The organism is Paracoccus sp. PAR01, from assembly GCF_014851995.1.
GTDB lineage: Bacteria > Pseudomonadota > Alphaproteobacteria > Rhodobacterales > Rhodobacteraceae > Paracoccus > Paracoccus litorisediminis.
Genome location: NZ_JACVAW010000005.1, coordinates 106,418 through 125,203, shown reverse-complemented (window position 1 = coordinate 125,203; position 18,786 = coordinate 106,418). Strand labels below are relative to the sequence as shown.

Annotated in this window: 10 protein-coding genes; 4 read left to right on the top strand and 6 right to left on the bottom strand. The window is 64.1% G+C overall.

Features of this window, described 5'->3' with window-relative positions; translation table 11 throughout:
* The first annotated feature begins 140 nt into the window (after nucleotides 1-140).
* Nucleotides 141-713: a cupin domain-containing protein gene (locus IB235_RS10830; protein WP_192336731.1), complete on the top strand. Its 573-nt coding sequence runs from the start codon at nucleotides 141-143 to the stop codon at nucleotides 711-713.
* Nucleotides 714-763: 50 nt separating this feature from the next.
* Here IB235_RS10830 and IB235_RS10825 read toward each other — a convergent pair whose 3' ends face one another.
* Nucleotides 764-2,158 carry an FAD-binding oxidoreductase gene (locus IB235_RS10825; RefSeq protein ID WP_192336730.1) on the bottom strand — a complete coding sequence of 465 codons (1,395 nt, stop codon included), beginning with the start codon at nucleotides 2,156-2,158 and terminating at the stop codon, nucleotides 764-766.
* Nucleotides 2,159-2,196: 38 nt separating this feature from the next.
* Complete coding sequence (locus IB235_RS10820; protein WP_170297680.1) at nucleotides 2,197-2,556, bottom strand: cupin domain-containing protein; 360 nt, start codon at nucleotides 2,554-2,556, stop codon at nucleotides 2,197-2,199.
* A 101-nt stretch (nucleotides 2,557-2,657) separates the two neighbouring features.
* On the opposite strand from IB235_RS10820, the gene IB235_RS10815 reads away from it, so the two are divergent.
* Both IB235_RS10815 and IB235_RS10810 read left to right on the top strand, forming a co-directional pair.
* The gene (locus IB235_RS10815) at nucleotides 2,658-3,569 is read left to right on the top strand and encodes a LysR family transcriptional regulator (protein WP_192336729.1); all 912 of its coding nucleotides are present in this window, start codon (nucleotides 2,658-2,660) and stop codon (nucleotides 3,567-3,569) included.
* Between the two features lie 175 nt (nucleotides 3,570-3,744).
* On the top strand, nucleotides 3,745-5,004 hold the full coding sequence (locus IB235_RS10810) for an MFS transporter (RefSeq protein ID WP_155040418.1): 1,260 nt from the start codon (nucleotides 3,745-3,747) through the stop codon (nucleotides 5,002-5,004).
* A 35-nt stretch (nucleotides 5,005-5,039) separates the two neighbouring features.
* Here IB235_RS10810 and IB235_RS10805 read toward each other — a convergent pair whose 3' ends face one another.
* Both IB235_RS10805 and IB235_RS10800 read right to left on the bottom strand, forming a co-directional pair.
* Nucleotides 5,040-6,557, bottom strand: coding sequence for a phospholipase D-like domain-containing protein (locus IB235_RS10805; RefSeq protein ID WP_225612209.1), 1,518 nt, complete (start codon nucleotides 6,555-6,557; stop codon nucleotides 5,040-5,042).
* 72 nt (nucleotides 6,558-6,629) lie between these two features.
* Complete coding sequence (locus IB235_RS10800; RefSeq protein ID WP_225612207.1) at nucleotides 6,630-8,264, bottom strand: glucan biosynthesis protein; 1,635 nt, start codon at nucleotides 8,262-8,264, stop codon at nucleotides 6,630-6,632.
* A gap of 120 nt (nucleotides 8,265-8,384) precedes the next feature.
* On the opposite strand from IB235_RS10800, the gene IB235_RS10795 reads away from it, so the two are divergent.
* Nucleotides 8,385-9,386, top strand: coding sequence for a helix-turn-helix domain-containing protein (locus IB235_RS10795; protein WP_155040421.1), 1,002 nt, complete (start codon nucleotides 8,385-8,387; stop codon nucleotides 9,384-9,386).
* On the opposite strand, the gene IB235_RS10790 is transcribed toward IB235_RS10795, so the two are convergent.
* On the bottom strand, nucleotides 9,383-10,291 hold the full coding sequence (locus tag IB235_RS10790) for a nucleoside hydrolase (protein WP_192336726.1): 909 nt from the start codon (nucleotides 10,289-10,291) through the stop codon (nucleotides 9,383-9,385). The genes IB235_RS10795 and IB235_RS10790 overlap by 4 nt on opposite strands.
* A 51-nt stretch (nucleotides 10,292-10,342) precedes the next feature.
* On the bottom strand, nucleotides 10,343-18,676 hold the full coding sequence (locus IB235_RS10785; protein WP_192336725.1) for a GH36-type glycosyl hydrolase domain-containing protein: 8,334 nt from the start codon (nucleotides 18,674-18,676) through the stop codon (nucleotides 10,343-10,345).
* Nucleotides 18,677-18,786 lie beyond the last annotated feature (110 nt).

The window sequence follows — 18,786 nt, the reverse complement described above, 5'->3', positions numbered from 1 at the left end:
TGCCTCCTGAAAGGTCCGGGGCACTGAATCTCGCCCGGTTGTCATCGCAGATGCCCTGTTCAAAATGGTTTTTACAGTCTAATTCTTTCTGAACGCAAAGCGTTGAAATCCATAGCGTCAATGTCAGAATGTTAACGATCATGAACGACCTAAACACCGAACTGGGCGACCTGCGTCTGGGCGAGCGTTTGCGAATCCTGCGCGAACGCGCGGGCCTGTCGCAGCGCGCGCTGGCCAAGCGCGCCAATGTCACCAACGCGACCATCTCATTGGTCGAGGCGGACAAGATGAACCCCTCGGTCGGCGCGCTACGCCGCATCCTTGACGGCATCCCGGTCAGCCTGTCCGAGTTCTTTGCCTTTCAGCCCGAACCCGAGCAGGCGATCTTCTATCAGGCATCCGATCTGCCCGAAATCGGCAAGGGCAAGCTGTCCCTGAAGCGCATCGGCAACAGCCAGTTCGGCCGCGCCATGACCATCCTGCATGAACGCTACGAGCCGGGCGCGGATACCGGTCGGGTAATGTATCGGCATGAGGGAGAAGAGGGCGGCATCGTCATCTCGGGCCGGATCGAGATCACCGTAGGCGAGGAGCGCCGTATTCTTGGTCCCGGCGACGGCTATTACTTCGACAGCCGCAAGCCGCACCGATTCCGGCAGGTCGGGGCGGACCCCTGCGTTATCGTCAGCGCCTGCACGCCGCCCACCTTCTGAGAAAGACCTTCTTAAATGAAAAAGGCCGCCTCGCGGCGGCCATTTCATGGTCAGGACAGGGGGAAGCCCAGCTTGCCGCACATGGCCAGCCACGGCTTGCGCCAGCCGCCCTTGGCATCGGCCCCATCCAGCGCGACCATGGTGATCTTGGCGCCGATGGCGCGGAAGGGCTCGGGCGGGATCCAGTTCGGCTCGGTCGCGGCGAATTCCATCCGGGTTTCCGGCAGATCGAGACCCGCCAGTTTCGCCAGACCGACCCGCGCGCCGAAGCGGCTGGCCGAAACGCCAAAGCCGGAATAGCCGCCAGCGTAGATCGCCTTGCCGCCGTAATAGCTTTGGAAATGCACTGCCATCCGGGTGGTCAGCGCGATCGGGCCGCTCCACGCATGCGAGAAGCGGATGCCTTCAAGCTGCGGGAAGGTGGTGAAGAAGGCCTCGGCCAGACGACCGTAAGGCGCGGGGGTGCGGTCCAGCCGCGGATCACGCGGGCTGTTCGCGAAATAGCCAAGACGGCCGCCGAACAGGATGCGGTCATCGGGCGTCAGGCGCATGTAGTTCAGCTGGGTGCGGGTGTCATAGACGCCCTGACGATTGATCCAGCCAATGGCAGCCTTTTGTTCGGCATTCAGCGGCTCGGTCGTCAGGATGCGGTCGCGAACCATGGCGACGCGGGTCTTGATGCGCTTGTGACCTTCGGCGAATGCGTTGGTGCACAGCATCACGCGCGGGGCGCGGACCTCACCGTCGCGGGTGCGCACGACCAGCGTGCTGCCCTGATCGTCGATGCCCAGCATCGGCGACAACTCGTGCAGGCGCACGCCTAGCGCGATGGCCGCGCGACGCAGCCCCCATGCCAGGCGCGCCGGATGCACGATGCCGCTGTTCTTGCGCGACCAGATCGCGCCCTCGAACAGCGGAGAGTTCAGCTGGGCGCGGGTTCCCGCCGCGTCCAGCAGTTCGACGTCATGACCATGTTCACGGTGCAGGTCGTATTCTTCCTGCACGATCGGCACGGCGTCTTTCGACACCGCCACGGTCATTTCGCCGGTCCATTCCAGATTGGCATCGATGCCGTGCTGATCGATGGTGCGGGTGAAGCCGGCCATGTTGTCATGGCCAAGCGCTTCCAGCGCATCCAGATCCTTGGGGAAGATGCGCTGCGCATTGCCCAGACCATGCATCACCGAGGTCGAGACGATCCCACCCGGCCGACCCGATGCGCCGTGCGCAATACGGTCGGACTCGATCAGGACCACGTCGCAGGACGGGTCGGTTTCCTTGGCCTGAATGGCAGCCCAAAGGCCGGTGAAGCCACCGCCCACGATCAGCAGATCGGCTTTGGTCGCGCCGATCAGTGGTGCCGCAGGTGCAGGCGCATCCGGGCGGTCCAGCCAGAACGGGAAGAAGGTCGTATCGGCCAGGGCCTTGTCAGCGCGGTTCTGCATCTGCGGGTCTCGGTGCTGTTCTGGGATGGGGCTTTGGATCAGTCCTCGATCAGGACATAGATCTTGCGCAGGGTTTCCAGCACTTCGAAACGGCCTTCGAAGCCGCTTTTCAGCACGTAGTTGTCGCCGGGGCCGAATTCCTGAACGGTGCCGTCGGCATCGGTGATCGCAACGCGGCCCGACAGGACGGTCGTGTATTCGGTCATGTTCGGATAGGCGAGGATTTCAGCATAGGGGGTGCATTCCCAGGTGCCGATGGTCACTTTGCCTTCGGTCAGGTGCAGCGCGCCCTTTTCGATGGCTTCGCCGGACAGCACGGCTTCTGCCGGGACGACCGAGCAGGATTCCAGAGCTTCGTTCGAAACGCCTTCGCGGTTGATGCGGATAATGTGCGACATGTCTTCCTCTACGTCTTGAAAGTTGCGAGGCGGATAATGGCTAGACAAACGCAGACAAATCCCCGAGTGCCAATCGAAACATTTGACTGGGTGAATGCACCATGAAAATCTCGGGCTCGGACCTGCATCTGTTTCGCGTCTTTGACAGCGTCGTGCGCAACAACGGCCTGTCTGCGGCACAGGTTGAGCTTTCATTGAGCCAGCCGACGATCTCGAACCACCTGACCGCGCTGGAGCAGCGGTTGGGCGTCAAGCTGTGCGAGCGTGGCAGGCGCGGATTTGCCCTGACCGACAAGGGGCGTGTGGTCCATGAAATCGGGCTGGAGGTGCTGGCCGGGCTGGAAATGCAGTCCCGCCGTTTAAGCCAGTTGCGCGGGGCGCTGACCGGGATCGTGCGCATCGGCATCGTCGATTGCGTGGCCTCGGACCCGAACTGCCATTTGTCTGAGGTTCTGGCGCGCATTGCCCGCGATGCACCGATGATCGAGGTCGAGCTGGGCATCATGCGTCCCGGTGACATCAGCGCGGCTTTGGCCAAGAACGAACTGGATATCGGCATCGGCGGTTTCGATTCCCGGTTGGGCGTCCTCAGCTATGCCTCGCTCTATCAAGAGCAGCACCTACTGTATTGCGCCCAGGGCAATCCGCTGTTCAGCGTGCCGGATGTGACGATCGACCGCGACTTGTGCTATGCCCAGCCTTGGGTGCATCGGGGCTATTGGGGCGGGCGCAGGCAGCTGAGCTTCCAACGCATCGACGCCGACCGCATCGTCTATGACATCGAGGCGCAGCTGATGATGATCCTGTCGGGGGCCTATGTCGGGCTTTTGCCGGTGCATCTGTCGGAAAGCATGCCCTATGCCGCTCGCCTACGCCGCCTGCCGGTCGAGAATGACGATTACCTTGCCGCGATCGAGCTTGCGACGCGTGGTGGCAGGCTGGCGAAAAGCGTGTCCTATGTCCGCGATCTGTTGGTCGAGGAGCATGGCCAACATTTGCAGCAATCAATCTGAGCGTTGTCGCCAGAATATGTGACGGTCGTATACCGTCGAATACAGTCCCTCAGCTTTAAGTCCAACAAATGGGGGAAATCATGTATCGGCTAAGCACGGGGATCTCAAACCCTGGCACGCGGAACCTTACGACCGCGCTGATCCATTGCAACCGACAGGTCCGACAGGGGCAATCATGATCGGACGGCTGGATTCAGTTTTCGGGCACGCGGCCCATGCCAATCAATCCGCGAAGAAGAATGGCCTTGGCGGGTTGAACCCCGACGGGTGGCTTGCCCAGACGATGGCCGGCTTCGTCGGCTCGATCGCCTTGTCGCCGCTGATGCTGCTGCCGGTGCTGGTCTATGCCTATGACGAGCATCTGGGCTTTGGCCCCGATATGGCGGGCCGGATCTCCTCGGCGGCGCTGATCGGTCTGGCGCTGGCGACGGTCCTTGTCTCGCTGCGCACCAAGCATTGGTCGATGACGCGGGTTTCGGTCGTGGGCATGATCATCATGCTGGTCTTCACCGCGCTGACGCTGGTGATGCATGACGCCAAGACCTTCTTTGTCCTGACGCTTCTGGCCGGTTTCGGTGGCGGTCTGACGCAGGCGGCCGTTGCCGCTGCGCTGTCGCGCACCAAGAATGCCGAACGTGCCTTTGCCATCTTCACCTGTTTCCAGTTCGTTTATCCGGGTCTTGGCGCCTATTTCTTCCCGCGGATTCTGGACAGCTCGGACATGGGCTTCAACCTGATGCAGTCGGGTCAGCTGGTGCTGATCGCCGCCGCACTGGTGCTGGCCCCGGTCATGGGCGCGTTCCGGCTGCGCTCGGATCTGCGCGATGCGGATGACGTGGGTGCCAACAAGGACCAGATGGAATGGGCCTTGCTGCTGCGCGGTCCCGCCATCCTGTCGATCATCGGCATCATGATCTACGGCGCCTCGAACGGCGCGATCTGGGCCTATTCCGAGGGCATCGGTCGCCTGTCCGGCCTTGATGTGCTGGCCATCGGCGACATCATTGCCTATGCCAATATCGTCGCGGGGCTTGCTGCGCTTGGCGTGGCGTGGCTGGGCAATCGGCTGGGCCATTTCATCCCGCTGATCGGCGGCATTCTGGGCCAGCTTCTGTCGATGTATGTCTACATGGCCTTCCCGACCGAGGCTGGATACATCGCGGGCACGCTGATATTCTGCGTCTCCTGGGCGATTGTTTTCCCCTATTTCCTCAGCATCCAGTCGGATCTGGACCATTCCGGTACGGTCGTGGCCTTTGGCCAGTTCACCAATCTGGTCGGCACGGCCTTTGGCCCGGCGCTGGCCGCCGCCTATGTCGGGCAAGAGGGTGACTTCGCCGCCGCGATCTGGATTTCCGAAGTGATGACTGTGATGGCGTTGGTGCCGATGGTGCTGATCCCGATCCTGTATCGCAAGAAACTGGCCTTGCACTGAATCGATCGGGCCGCAGGAAGCTGCGGCCCTTTTTCCTATCGGCGTCGCCGTCCCGCGCGCCACAGTGCCAGCCCTGCGACCAGCGCCACGCCCCCAATCATCACGTGGCGCGAGGTCAACCCCAGCCGGGCCTGCGCGCTGCGCCTGTAGCGCGGGTCAAAGAACCGCGTATCGGCCAGCCAACCCCCGATCAGGCTTTCCCGCCGCAACGGCATCGGGCGCAGGCCTCGCCCCTCGGGCCGGTTCAGCCGCTCGATGGCCGCGATGATGCCACCACCTTCGCCAATGGCTTGGCCGACCTGATCCGGGCTGCGGTCCAGATGTTCGGCCAGCAGGCGTTCGCGGACGGTGGTGATATGGTCGCGGGTCTTGGGATCATTTCCGATCAGCGCCACATCGCATTCGGTATCGAAACCCATCGAGCGGCGGTCGATATTGCTTGAACCCACGCGCAGCAGCTGATCGTCGATTATACTGATCTTGGCATGGACATAGATCGGCTCTCCCGCGTTGTTCACCGGGTGGAACATGCGGAAGCGGCCATGAGGATCGTTCTGCCGCAGCAGCCGCACCATGCGTGAGCGGGTCACATGCATCGCCTGATCCTCAAGCATGTTTTGGGCCGCCAAGGGATTGATGACGATGACCTCGGGTCCGTCAGGTTCGGCCAGACGCCGCAGCAGAGCACGGGTGATGCTGTCGGCGCAGAAATATTGCGATTCCAGATAGATGCAGCGCCGTGCGCGGGCAATGCTGTCCAGATAAAGCTGTTCGATCTCGGCAATGGCGGGGCGGTCGTGACCGGGTGGTTCGGTGCGGGCAAGGGCCAGATCGACATCCTGCAGCGTGGGGGCGATGCTTTCAGGCCAAAATGCATCGCCTGGGCGGAAATCTTCGGGCAGATCGGCGTCATTGGCCCGTGCCCAGCGGGCGCGGGCAAGCTCGCTCAGCGCCGCTGCTGCCGGGCCGCTGAACACCGCCGAAGCGTCGTGCCATGGTTGGCCGGGCTCGCCCGTCCGCAGCATCCGCCGGGGATCGTCGCTGCGATGTTCCGGTCGGTCCCAACGGCCATCGGTCATGTCGATGCCACCGCAAAACGCCAGTGAATCGTCGATGACCACGATCTTCTGATGATGGCAGGCGCCGATCGGGTGGCGACCGTCAAAGGCCAGATGCACCTGCTTAGGCGCCAACAGCTTGATCTGCGCGGCTGGGATCATCCCTCCCGGAGCGATCAGTGCCCCGCCGCTCCATTTCAGCAGGTAGATGTCCAGATCCGGACGCCGGTCGACAAGCGCCTCAAGAAAGGGACCGACACGGTTGGGAAATCCATCGGGACCAAGGCCATCCGCATCGCTTTCGCCGGGCAGCATCTCGATCTCGAAATCGAAATCCCAGCCGACCATGATGGCGCAGCGCCGGGCCAGCAGCAGCGATTCCCGCAAGGCGCGGAAATAGTCCTGGCCATCGATGATGAAGGAAAACCGGCTGGCGCGTTCGACACGCCAGCAGTTGCGATCGGGCTCAAGACCCGGATCTTTGGTAGTGGACATTCCGGGCATCGCGCGACCTTTCATGGCCTGACGAAACCCGGAACAAGCCGCTGCGGTTCCGGTCCGCGTGCCTCAGTTCGCGGTGGGCGCGGTGGCTTCGACCACGCCTGCATCCGGGCGAATGCGGTCGAACTGGGCCGGATGGACCTGACCCAGCCACGTCTCGGTCAGGGGCTGGCCGTCGCGCGCCAGATAGGCGCGGATATCGGCAGTGTCGATCCCCTCGGCGGCGATGTCGAAGATCAGCCGCCAGCGCTTGGTGCCGACCACTGGCAGGGCATAGGACTGCACGATGGTCACACCCTCGGGGACCGAAACCATCGGCGAGACCCCATCCTGCTGGCCCAGTTCACCGATATTGCCGCCCTCGAAATCGATCGCGACTTTCAGATGGCCCTTGGGACGGGGATGGCCGGGGATGCCCCCCGCGCCGATCCGGGTCGAGACGGTCCGGGCCAACGGCTGGCTGACGGGCGCGTCCTCTTTCCAGGTCAGGTTGTAGTCGAAATCCATCTCCTGTCCGGCCTGCGGCTTTTCGGCGGGGTTCCAGAAGGTGACGACGTTATCGTAGATCTCATCATCGGTGGGGATCTCGACCAGCTGGACCTGACCCTTGCCCCAATCGCCCTTGGGCTCGATCCAGACCGAGGCGCGCTTGTCGTAGAAGACGCCGTCGTCCTCGTAATTCTCGAAGCGGCGGTCGCGCTGCAGCAGGCCAAAGCCCTTGGGGTTCTCGGTCATGAAACTGGAGGTGACGACGCGCGGCGGGTTCATCAGCGGCCGCCAGACCACTTCGCCATTGCCCATGACCATCATCAGCCCGTCGGCGTCATGCACCTCGGGGCGCCAGTCAAAGGCCAGAACACGGTTGGTTTCCGAATACCAGAACATCGAGGTCAGCGGGCCGATCCCCAGCCGCTCGACGGCATTGCGGAAGAATAGCCGGGACGAGATCTCCATCTTCTGGCCTTCGCCCGGCGCGCCATTGGTGATGTCCATGCGATAGGCGCCCGCCACCGAGGGGCTGTCCAGCAATGCGTAGATGGTCACATCCGCATCACCGGATTTCGGCTTTTCAAGGTAGAATTCCTTGAAGATCGGGAATTCCTCGGGCTCGGACATGCCGGAATTGATCGCGAGGCCGCGCGCCGACATCCCGTACTGACCGCTTGGTCCCGAGGTGCGGAAATAGGACGCGCCAAGGAAGCTGATCCAGTCGGTCTGCATGTCACGGTTCATCAGACGGAAACCGGCAAAGCCGGTGCCTTGGGTCAGCGCCTTGGCCGGGCTGTCGGCGGGAATGTCGAAGAAGCGGGGATCATAGGTAATCTCGCGCGATTTGCCGTTCTCGACGATGCCGATCTTGACCGGATTGCGGAAATAGGTCCCCAGATGGAAGAACTGCAGCGGCACATCGCCGACCTTCACGGTGGTCTCGGGCCGGAAGCGGATCTTCCAATGGGCGTCATAGTCGATCTTTTCCAGCACGTCGGGCTGGGCGACCACTGGCGGCTGATAGGGGCTGGCAGCCATATCCTTGGCGCGCTGGGTCAGCGAGGCAAAATCGAAGGGCTGCGACTGGCCCAATTCGGCGCTGAATGAGGGTTCATCGGCCAGAACCGTTCCGCCCGCGACAGGAAGCAGGGGTTGGCACAGCAGCAGGCCAAGGGCCGCAGCGCAGGTCAGGGCGGGTCTGCGAATTCGCAAGGTCGAAACTCCGTTCAGCGTAACGCGGCGCATATTGCCGTGTCAGGGCTTCTCGCGCCATCTTTATGTTGAGTCATCGAAATCATTGATGGATTCGGGAAATCCACTAGGCTGGCCGCCATGAACGATCCGATTCCGACGCCCGCCTATTTTGTTGATTCCGACTCCGGCGATGGTCCCGCCGCCCCGATCCTGCGTCCCGAGGATTGGCTGGCCGCGCAGCGTGACCAGTCCGGCCTGTTGGCGCGCGCCGCCGCCGCGACCGGACGGCTGGACGCGATGCTGGCCGAGATGTCCCCCGACGCGTGCAAGGGCGCGATCCGCCGTCTGGCCCTGATCGAGGTCGAATCGATGCTATGGGCGCAGGGCACGCCCCTGCAGCGCGAGGAAATCGGGCGCGAGCTGATGGATGCGCGTGCCGGGACCGATCTGGACGCGATGCGTCTGGCGCGCTGGGGCCTGCGCCGCCTTGAGGGGCAGGGAGCGCTGCCGGATCTGCGCGGGTTTCTGGGGCTGCACCGGCAGGAAGGCTCGGCCCTGGCCGAGCCATTGGCCCAGCGTCCGGTCGGCACCGCATTCGACGAAGGCGCGGCGGAATATCTGGCGGGTCACGCGGCGATGGCCGAAGTCGAACCTGTCGCCCGCGCACCGGGGCTGCGCGCGGCGTGGCGCATTGCCGAACTTTCCGCCCCCGAATGCCTGACCGAGCCCGCCTGCTGGACCGGGCGCGACATGGCCGAGGGCTGCGAGGTGCTGAAATTCGTCCCACTCGGGCGCGGTGGTCGCCGGGTCTGGGTCGATGGCGGCCCCCCGGTCGAGCGGATGCGCCGCCATCTGGAAGCCGTCCTGCAAGGCACGACCGAGGCGCGTCGCGAACTCAGGCGGATCCTTGACTGGGCCGTGCGCGCACGCGACGCCACCGCCCCGATCAAGGGCGACAACCCGGCGCGGGTGATCGATGTCCTTGCCGCCCATCCGCTGATGACGACCGCGATGGTCGAGACTTCGACCGGCATCAGCCGCGATACTGCCGAACGGCTGCTGGCGCGGATGCATGCCATGGGCCTTGTCCGAGAGATTACCGGCGCGCGGCGCTATCGCCTTTGGGCCGCAGGCGGCTAGGCCGCGTCGCGGATCACGTCCAGAAACAGTGAGCGGATGGTATAATCGCGGCAATCCAGCGCGACCTCGGTGCGGCTGTCGCCCGCAGCGCGCAGGGTCTGGCCAAGCTGCTCGCCTTCGGTCACGCAGGCAAGGGCGGTGCGCTCGACCGTGAACCATTCGGGATGCAGGCAGGCGATCACGGCCATCGGGTCATGCAGCGCACAGCCCTCTTTGCCGACCGAGCGGTAGAAATCCAGATACAGACCCGCCATCCCGTCCAGCAGCCCGCCATCATGCGGCGCGGCCTCGGCCAGCGCGCGGAAATCCTTGGCCTCCAGCGTGACCTGCATGGTCACATCCAGCCCGATCATCAGGATCTCGGCCCCCGAGTTCAGCACGATCTCCAGCGCGTGTGGGTCGTGGAAGGTGTTGGCCTCGGCATAGGGGGTGATATTGCCCGGCGCATCCAGCGCGCCGCCCATAACGACGATGCGGGCGATGTTGCGGGCGAAATCCGGGTCCAGCCGGATCGCCTCGGCTACGTTGGTGATCGGACCGATCGGGCAAAGCGTGATCTGACCGGGATTTTCGCGTGCCAGCCGGGTCATGAACGCGGCAGCGGATTCCGGGACCGCCTGCAGGGTCGGGGCCGTGGGCGGCAGATGGCCAAAACCCTCGGCGCCGTGGATATGGGCGGGAAAGTCGAAGGGCGGCAGGACCAGCGGTTGCGCCGCGCCCTGCGCCACCGGGACGTTCAGATCGCAATGCTCGACCAGTGCCAGTGCATTGCGGGTTGCGGTTTCCACCGGGACATTGCCGAAAACCGTGGTCAGGCCGACCAGCTCGATCCCCGGATGGCGGGCGGCAAAGATGATCGCCATGGCATCGTCGATGCCGGGGTCGGTGTCGATCAGAAGTTTCATCGGGTCATCCCTGCTGGTGAAGCGCCGGTTTAGCCCGTGGAGATTATGGGTTCAACGGATCTCGACGCGGGGCTGACCGTCGGCGTCGCGGCTGACCGTGACCTCGCGCAGCTTGCCCGCGACCATGATCCGCGCGCGGTAGCCCGGCCAATGCGAGGGCAAGGCAGGGCTGACCTGCAGCTCGGTTCCGCCACGGATGCGCAGGCCAAGGATATGCTCGACCGCGACCCGGTGCAGCCAACCTGCCGAACCAGTGTACCATGTCCAGCCCGCCCGCCCGGTCTTTTCATCCGCGCCATAGACATCAGCCGCGACGACATAGGGCTCGGCCCGGTAGATGCGCAGGGTTTCGGCATCGCTGGCATGGCTGATCGGATTCAGCATGTGGAACACCCGCCACGCATCGTCGGCGCGGCCTGCGATGCACAGGGCCTGCACCATCCAGATCGCGGCATGGGTATATTGGCCGCCATTCTCGCGCACGCCGGGGGGATAGCCCTTGATATAGCCGGGGTCCTGCGGCGTATGGGCAAAGGGCGGGGTGAACAGGCGCAGCAGCAGGCCTTCAGGGTCCAGAAGCTGCGCCAAGGCCGCGTCCACCGCGATCGGGCGGCGATCCTCGCGGCCGGCACCGGAAATCACCGACCAGCTTTGCGCGATGGAATCGATGCGGCATTCATCGGACCGGGCCGAGCCCAGGGGCGTGCCATCGTCATAGATGCCGCGCAGATACCAACCACCGTCCCATGCGTTGCGGTCGAGCGAATGGGACAGCGCAGCGCGATGCGCCCGCCAGCCGCTGGCCCGTTCCCATTCGCCGCGCGCCTCGGCGATCGGGGCCATCATGTCCAGCGTCTGCGACAGGAACCAGCCCAGCCAGACCGATTGGCCAAGTCCGCCTTCGCCGACACGGTTCATGCCGTCGTTCCAGTCGCCGCCCAGAAACAGCGGTAGCCCCTGTTCGCCCGTGCGCTGTACCGCCAGATCCAGCGCCAGCGCCGCATGTTCGTAAAGCGAGGCGCTGCGATTGAGGGTCTCGGGTGTCAGGAAGGCGTCATGTTCACCGGGGGCAAGGACGCGGCCCTGAATGAAGGGCAGGTCCAGATCAAGGATGGATTCGTCGCCGGTCACCTCAAGGTAGCGGCTCAGGCAATGTCCCAACCAGACCACGTCATCGGCGATCATCGTGCGCACGCCTGCGCCGCTGCCCGGCAGCCACCAATGCTGGACATCCCCTTCCGGGAACTGGCGCGAGGCTGCCTCGATCAGCTGCGCGCGGGCAAGGCCGGGATCATAGATCAGCATGGCCGAGGTATCCTGCAACTGGTCCCGGAACCCGTAGGCCCCGGATGCCTGATAAAACGCCGTCCGCGCCCTGATCCTGCAGGCAATGGCCTGATAGGGCAGCCACCGGTTCACCATCAGATCGAACGCAGGATCGGGCGTTTCGACCTGCAGCTGGCCAAAGACCTTTTGCCAGTCCTGTGCCTGTGCGGCGACGGCTTCCGCGGCGCTGGCCGAGGGCACGGTAGCGGGCGCATGATCGCCGATCCTGTCGGCGGAAAGGCGGAAGGTGATTTCCGTGCTGGCCCCCGGCTCGATCTCAAGCCGGGTTTCCAGCATCATCACCGGATCTCCGTCATGGCGGTGGACAAAACGATGCCCCAGCGTGGAATCGAACCATGCAGGCAGGCAGGTGTCGCGGTTGCGACCCTGCCAGATCAGGCGGGACAGGCACATGCCCGTAACCTCGCGGTCGACCGACAGCACCATGCGCTGCCCGGCATAGTCGATGGAGTAGGGGTTCACGCATTCGATGGCCTGCTCCTTGGGCAGGTAGCGCGGTTGCAGATAGGGCGCGGCCTTGGCGCGCGATCCCCCCATCACCGGATCAAGGAATTGCGCCACATCCAGCGTCAGGCGGCGTTCGGATCGGTTGATGAGGGTCAGCCCGATGATACGCAGGCGCGCATCGGGCAGCATGCTGTGGGTGGACCGCAGTTCCAGTTCGCCCGACCAGGCGGTGAATTCGGAAAACCCGGCGCCGTGTCGGCATTGGTAAAGCGCCGCGCGCTGGCTCGACAGCGCCGCATAGGGCGTATGGACCGCCCCGGTACCGACATCGCGGATCAGCAGCCCTTCTCCGGTCGGATTGCTGACCGGATCGTTGGACCATGGCGTCAGCTGATGATCGCGGGAATTCACCGACCATGAAAAACCCGCCCCCTCGGCCGAGATGTGAAAGCCGAAATCGCTGCGCGCGATGACGTTGATCCACGGGTTCGGCGTGGCTTGGCCATGGCGCAGACGGGTGACGTAATTGCCCGCCGCATCGAAACCGCCGGTGCCGTTCCAGAAACGCAGCTCCTCGGCCGGGAAATCATGGGTCTGGGTCGGACGCTGCAGGGGTCGGGGCGGAGGGCGCACGATGCCGCGTTGCAGCTCTGCCGTGGGCACCCGCCCGATCTGTTCCGCCAGCGAGCCGTTCTGCGCATGGATGACCACGCGCGATACGGCCAGCAGGGTTTCCAGCGTTTCGGTCGGGATGGTATTGGCATCGACGGCAAAGACCGAGGGGCGCGAGTGCAGCAGATGCATGCTGTGGCACAGGTTGTTCAGCGCATCATTCATGCTGGCCGCATAGCTGGCGCGCTGTTCGTTCAGGATCACCAGATCGCAATCCAGACCCCGCATGCGCAGGTATTCCTGCATGCGTATCGCCTGATGCGCGACCGGCATCAGGTCGGGATCATTGATGCGCAGCACCATGATCGGATTGTCGCCCGATACCGACATCGGCCACAGCGCCGATTGCCGCCCCATGGCGTGGCGGATCTGGTGGGGGTTCAGCATCTGGTTGGGATAGACCAGCAGGGCCGCATAGCGCCGGAACAAAGCGGCCTCTTCGGGGGTGATGTCGGCATGATGCAGTTGCACCTGACTGCGCGTCCACGCCATCTGATGTTCGTTGTCGAATGCGGTTTCGTCCGACAGCAGGTTGTGCGCGTCCTCAAGCATCTCGCGCGAGGTGGCGAATACGGTCCAGAAGGTGGCGACGGCCTCTTTGCCCGGTGCCAGCGTCAGCCGTCTTGTCAGGGAAAACACCGGGTCCAGCGTATAGCTTTCCCCCACAGGCGCGGCGGCCAGTTGCGAGGGATCGACCAGCCCGACCGGTTCGCGGATGGTGTGCCCGCGGCCGACGAAGCTGCGCCGGTCGGTGGCCGCCCCGACCACGATCCCCGCGCCTCCGGTCAGATGCAGCAGGTGGCGGTCGGGGTCATGCGGGTTGCGCTTGTTCCTGCGGGCAAAGATACGGGCGCGGTCGGGCTGGGCCTCGGTCGCGACGAACATGCGCGAGAAAGCGGTATGGGCACGGTCGGCAGCATTGTCGTCCAGAACGATCTCGCCAAAGCTGGTCAGCTCGATCTGGCGCGGATGGTCCGAGAAGTTGCGCAGCTTGACGCGGGTGCCACGCGCGTCCAGATCGTCGGACAGGATGATCTCGGTCTCGCAGAAGATGCCGTTTCCGGTGGCGGTGAAATTGGCCTTGTAGTCGAAAAGCCGCGCCGAATAGCTGATCTGGGGATCAAAGCCGGGGGCTGCCGTGGCCGACCACCAGCGCCCGCTGGAGGTGTCGCGCAGGAACAGGAACTCGCCCCAATGGTCCGAAGCAGGGTCGGGCCGCCAGCGCGTTACCGCCGTCGCACCCAGCCGCGACCGCCCCGCACCGCTGGCATCCAGCAGCAGCGATTGCCGCCCGTTCGACATGATCGCCACGGTATGGGGCGCGGCGCGGGCATCCTTGACCTCGACAATCTCGGTATGACCCTCGTCGCTGGTCTGGCCGGCCTTGCGCGTGGGCTGGATGCGCAGCAGCGGCGAAACCTCGCGCGGGGCCTTTTGCTGCAACAGGGTCGAGACACTTTCGATAACCGGATCGGCATGGAAGCGGTCGCGGTGGATGCCGTCCATCAGGCAATTGGCGATGGAAAGCAGGCTCATGCCCTGATGATGCGCCATGATATTGCAGACCACGACCGATCTGCGCCCCTCGGGCAGACGCGAGGGGGTGAAATCCACCGCATCGTAGAACCCGAACTCGCCGCGCGCGCCCAGCTTTGCCAGACGTTGCAGGTTCTTCAGGGCGCTGCTCGGGCGCAGGCCCGCGGCGATGAAGCTGGCATAGGGCGCCACGACCTGATCATCACGCAGCCAGCGGCGCAGTGCCAGTTCCGGCACGCCAAAGGCGTAATACTGATAGTTCATCATGCCGTCGCGGGCGCTATAGGCGCTTTCCGATACACCCCAAGGCCGTCCGTTCCGCGCGCCGTCGCGGATCTGCGCCTCGACCGCGACTTCACATGAGGAAAAAAGGATCGAGCCCGGCGGCTCATCCATGACCAGAGGCGCCATCATGTATTCGAACATCGAACCGGACCAGCTGACCAAGGTGCTGCCATAGGGCATGACGGTCATCGGACGGCCCAGCCGGTTCCAGTGTTCGGTCGGCAGGTCGCCCTTGGCGATCCCAAACAATGAGGCCAGCCGCGCCTCGGATGCCATCAGGTCGTAATAGGCATGGTCCAGCGTGCCTTCGTTGCAATTGTAGCCGATCGACAGCAGGTGGCGTTCGGGGTCGTAGAGAAAGCTGAAATCCATCTCAAAGGCGATGGCGCGGGCACGTTCGGCCAAGGCCTGCATCCGCAGCGACGACACCTGCACCAACGAAGGCTCGATCCGGCCAAGGGCCTCCATCTCGTCGCAGGTGGTGACCAGTCGGTTCGCCCACCAGTCCAGCTCGCGCAGCTGTGCCGTGGGAATTTCGGCCAGAAGGCCCTGAATCAGCATCTGCAGATCGGAACTGGCGCGGGCATAGGTCTGGACATGCAGCGGGGCCAGATGCGGCAGGATGCCGCTGGACATGCTGCGCCACAGCCCTTCGATACGCTCCTCGATCCGGCTGCGCAGCGGGTTCAGGCCGCGGCGTTCACTGGGGATCGCGGCATGCAGGCGGCGCATGATGGTCAGGATGTCCACCGCGCCCGACAGGTCGGGCAGCAGATAAAGCGAGGGGTTGCGCGCCCATTCGCGCAGCGTCGATGACAGCGTGATCAGGTGACCGGCAAGGTTGCCGCTATCCACGGCCGAGATGTAGCGCACCCCGATCGGTTGCAGAGTGTCGGTCGCGTACCAGTTGAACAGATGGCCGCGTTCGCGTTCCATCGCCTCGATACTGGTCAGCGTGGCCTCGATCCGGGTCAGGGTTTCGTTCAGCGTGATCCAGTTGAACTCGCGCGCGGTGACGGTCGACAGCAGATACAGGCCGATATTGGTCGGAGAGGTGCGCTCGGCCAGTTTCGGGGCGGGGTCGATCTGGTAATTGTCGGGCGGCAGGTGGTGGGTGCGTTCGTCGACAAAGGTTTCGAAAAAGCGCCAGATCAGCCGCGCCTCTGCCCGCCATGCCAGGATGTCCTGCGGATGCAGGGGCTGCGCGCCCTCATTCTTGATCGGGCGGGCGCTGACCCATGCGATCAGCGGTGCCCCCAGCCAGAGCAGGGTAAAGAACAGCGTGGGGCCGATGTTTTCGGGCCGCAGCATCGCGACCAGCAGCGTAAAGCCAAGCGCCAGCACGACGCCGCCCTGCATCAGCCGCAGATAGCCCAGAGGCGTTTCCGGCCCCTTGGTGGCCACGGCCTCGGTGGTTGTCCATTCCAGCAATTGCTGCCGCGACACGCGCAGGCGATAGATGGTGCGAAGGGCCGCGTCGGCCATGCTCCATGCCATCTGGGGCAACAGCGTCAATCGCATCATGAAGGCCATCAGCTGGTCGGTCAGCTCGCTTCCTATCACCATCAGGTGGCGCAGCGGCGCGACGCCCGACTGGCGCGGCATCAAGCCCATCAACCAGCCAAGCAGCTGGGCCAGACACATCGAGATCCCCAGCAGCGCCAGCCAGATCACCGCGTCATGGCGCGGCAACCCGACCAGTGCCAGCAATCCGGCCAGCATCAGGCAGATCGGCAGCAGGCTGCGGCGCAGGTTGTCGACCATGCGGAACCGCGCCAGCGCATCCAGCCCATTTCGCAGGTCCAGCAGATAGGGCAGCAATTGCCAGTCGCCACGTGCCCAGCGGTGCTGGCGTGACAGGTCGACGTCGAAGCGGCGGGGATATTCCTCGATGAAATGCACATCCGTCGCCAGAGCCGCGCGCAGCCATGCGCCCTCGATCAGGTCATGGCTAAGGACGCTGTTGGCGCGGACCCCGTCCTGCGCCGCGGCAGCAAAGGCATCGACGTCATAGATGCCCTTGCCGGTATAGGTCCCCTGATCGAACAGGTCCTGATAAAGGTCCGAGACGGTGAAGACATAGGGGTCCAGCCCGCCATCCTGCGACAGGATGCGCTGAAACGGCGAGGTCTGCCGCCCATGCGCCAGCAGCGCCGTGACCCGCGGCTGGATCAGCCCGTGGCCGCGGGTGATCCGGCGCAGGCTGGGATCGTAATGGGGGCGATTGACCGGATGGGCCATCATGCCGACCAGCGTCCGCACCGTCTCGCGCGGCATGCGGGTATCGGCGTCCAGCGTCACGACATAGCGGATATGGTTCCGGGGGCGTGAACCGGTATCGACGAAACTGGTGTCATTGCTGCCACGCAGCAGCGCGTTCAGCTCGACCAGCTTGCCGCGTTTCCGTTCCCACCCCATCCATTTGCCTTCCAGGGCATTCCACTGGCGGCGGCGGTGCAGCAGATAGAAGCGATGGCCGGTATGGGCATATTTGCCCGACAGCGCCTCGATCCCGTTCCGGGCATAGGCCAGAAGCTCGGCGTCGCGTTCGGTCGTCTCATCCGGGGCGTCGGTGAAGTCGGTCAGCAGGGCAAAGCTGATCGCCGGATCGGTATTGGCAAGGTAATGGACCTCAAGATTGTTCACCACATCGTCGATCGTATCCAACCCGGTCAGCAGGCAGGGGATGACGACCAGCGTCGCGTCTTCGGCAGGGATGCCGTCCTCATAGCCATAGGCGGGAAGCTGGGCTGGCGGGATCAGGCGACTTGCGACAAAGCGCAGCAGCGCCAATGAGGCCTCGACGAAGGCGGGCAGCGACAGCAGCAACAGGCACGTTGCCAGCAGCCAGCCGGTACGTTCGGGGACATAGGCAAGGCTGCTGATCAGCGCCAGCCCGACCAGCACCGTCAAGGGGACGATCAGACTGACAATGCCATGCCGACGCAGGAACTGGGTCAGCCGTTCGCGCCAGATCGGGCGATAGCCGCATTCGGCCTCAAAGCCTTGGGCCTCGTCGCTGAGCATGATGGTCGAAACGGGCACATTGCGATGCCCCGCGGCCGCCAGGGCGCGCTCGGCCACCTCGGGTTCGGACAGCCGGGAATGGCGGGCGATCATCTCGACCCGGTTGCGGATCAGGTTGCGGGTGCGGGGAGCAAGGCGCAGATGGTCGGGGTCCTCTCGCAGGATCGCCTCGGTCCGGCTGGTTGCCTCGAACCATTCGCGCCAGTTGATTTCCTCCAAACGTTTCAGCGCGCGAATGACATGGCCCGCGGTCACGTTGTTTGCGGTCTGGCGCGTCTGTTCGGCGATCAGGGCTTGCTCGACCGTGGTGCTGTGCAATTCCAGCCGCGCTGACAGATGTTCGGTCAGCCTATGGCTGCGCTCCAGCCGGGCATGCAGGCGGTAGATGACCTGCGCGACAAAGGCCGGATTCTGCAGCGCCTCTCTCGATACGGATTGATCGAAATCCTCAAGGCCGGGCTCGTTTTTTGCCATCAGCCTGTCGATGGCGGCATTGGCCTCGCGCCGACCCTGACGGGCAGTTTCGGTTTCCTCGCTCAGCCGCAGCATCCGCAGCAGCAGGACATAGCGCAGCATCGAGGGCAGCGACCACAATTCCCCGATGGTCAGCCAGTCGACCTGCTGCGCACCCGAGATGAAGTCGGAAAAGCTGCGCTCGCGCAGGTCGCCATCGGTCAGCGCGACGTAATCCCATGCCAAGGCAAGGACACGCGGGATGGTCTCGGCCCCCGCATAGCGACCGCGTGGCAGGGAACGCAGGAAGCCGGGGCTGAGGTCGCGATGCAGATGACGGAAGGTCTCGGCAATGGTGTGGTAATTGTCCAGAAGCCAGCGCGTCGCGGTGGTGATGTGTTCGCTTTCCGCATCGGCCTTCAGTGCGGCCTGATAGAACTGGCGCTGTTCGCGTTCGGTCTGCGAAATCTCGAACCGCGCCGCGCGCGGATCAAAGCCCGAGGTCTGGATCTGGCCATGCTCAAGGACCGATCTCCCGGCGGCCTCGAAACCCGAGGACGCGGCGGAAAAGGGGACGCCGTCATCCTCGGGGATGAAATCGCTTCCCTCAGCATTCATCACGCCGCCCTCCGCAATCCGCTCCCACAGTCAGAAGGCAGGTTTGCGGTCGGGGGTTCCCCGAAATCACGGTAAGTTGGAGTTGTTCCTTCGGCCTTTCGGCGCGATTG

What these genes read in the sequence shown, in the direction of transcription:
- IB235_RS10805 (WP_225612209.1), bottom strand. Translation starts at nt 6,557, where the DNA reads ATGTCCACTACCAAAGATCCGGGTCTTGAGCCCGATCGCAACTGCTGG.
- IB235_RS10795 (WP_155040421.1), top strand. Translation starts at nt 8,385, where the DNA reads ATGAACGATCCGATTCCGACGCCCGCCTATTTTGTTGATTCCGACTCC.
- IB235_RS10815 (WP_192336729.1), top strand. Translation starts at nt 2,658, where the DNA reads ATGAAAATCTCGGGCTCGGACCTGCATCTGTTTCGCGTCTTTGACAGC.
- IB235_RS10820 (WP_170297680.1), bottom strand. Translation starts at nt 2,556, where the DNA reads ATGTCGCACATTATCCGCATCAACCGCGAAGGCGTTTCGAACGAAGCT.
- IB235_RS10825 (WP_192336730.1), bottom strand. Translation starts at nt 2,158, where the DNA reads ATGCAGAACCGCGCTGACAAGGCCCTGGCCGATACGACCTTCTTCCCG.
- IB235_RS10785 (WP_192336725.1), bottom strand. Translation starts at nt 18,676, where the DNA reads ATGAATGCTGAGGGAAGCGATTTCATCCCCGAGGATGACGGCGTCCCC.
- IB235_RS10810 (WP_155040418.1), top strand. Translation starts at nt 3,745, where the DNA reads ATGATCGGACGGCTGGATTCAGTTTTCGGGCACGCGGCCCATGCCAAT.
- IB235_RS10830 (WP_192336731.1), top strand. Translation starts at nt 141, where the DNA reads ATGAACGACCTAAACACCGAACTGGGCGACCTGCGTCTGGGCGAGCGT.
- IB235_RS10790 (WP_192336726.1), bottom strand. Translation starts at nt 10,291, where the DNA reads ATGAAACTTCTGATCGACACCGACCCCGGCATCGACGATGCCATGGCG.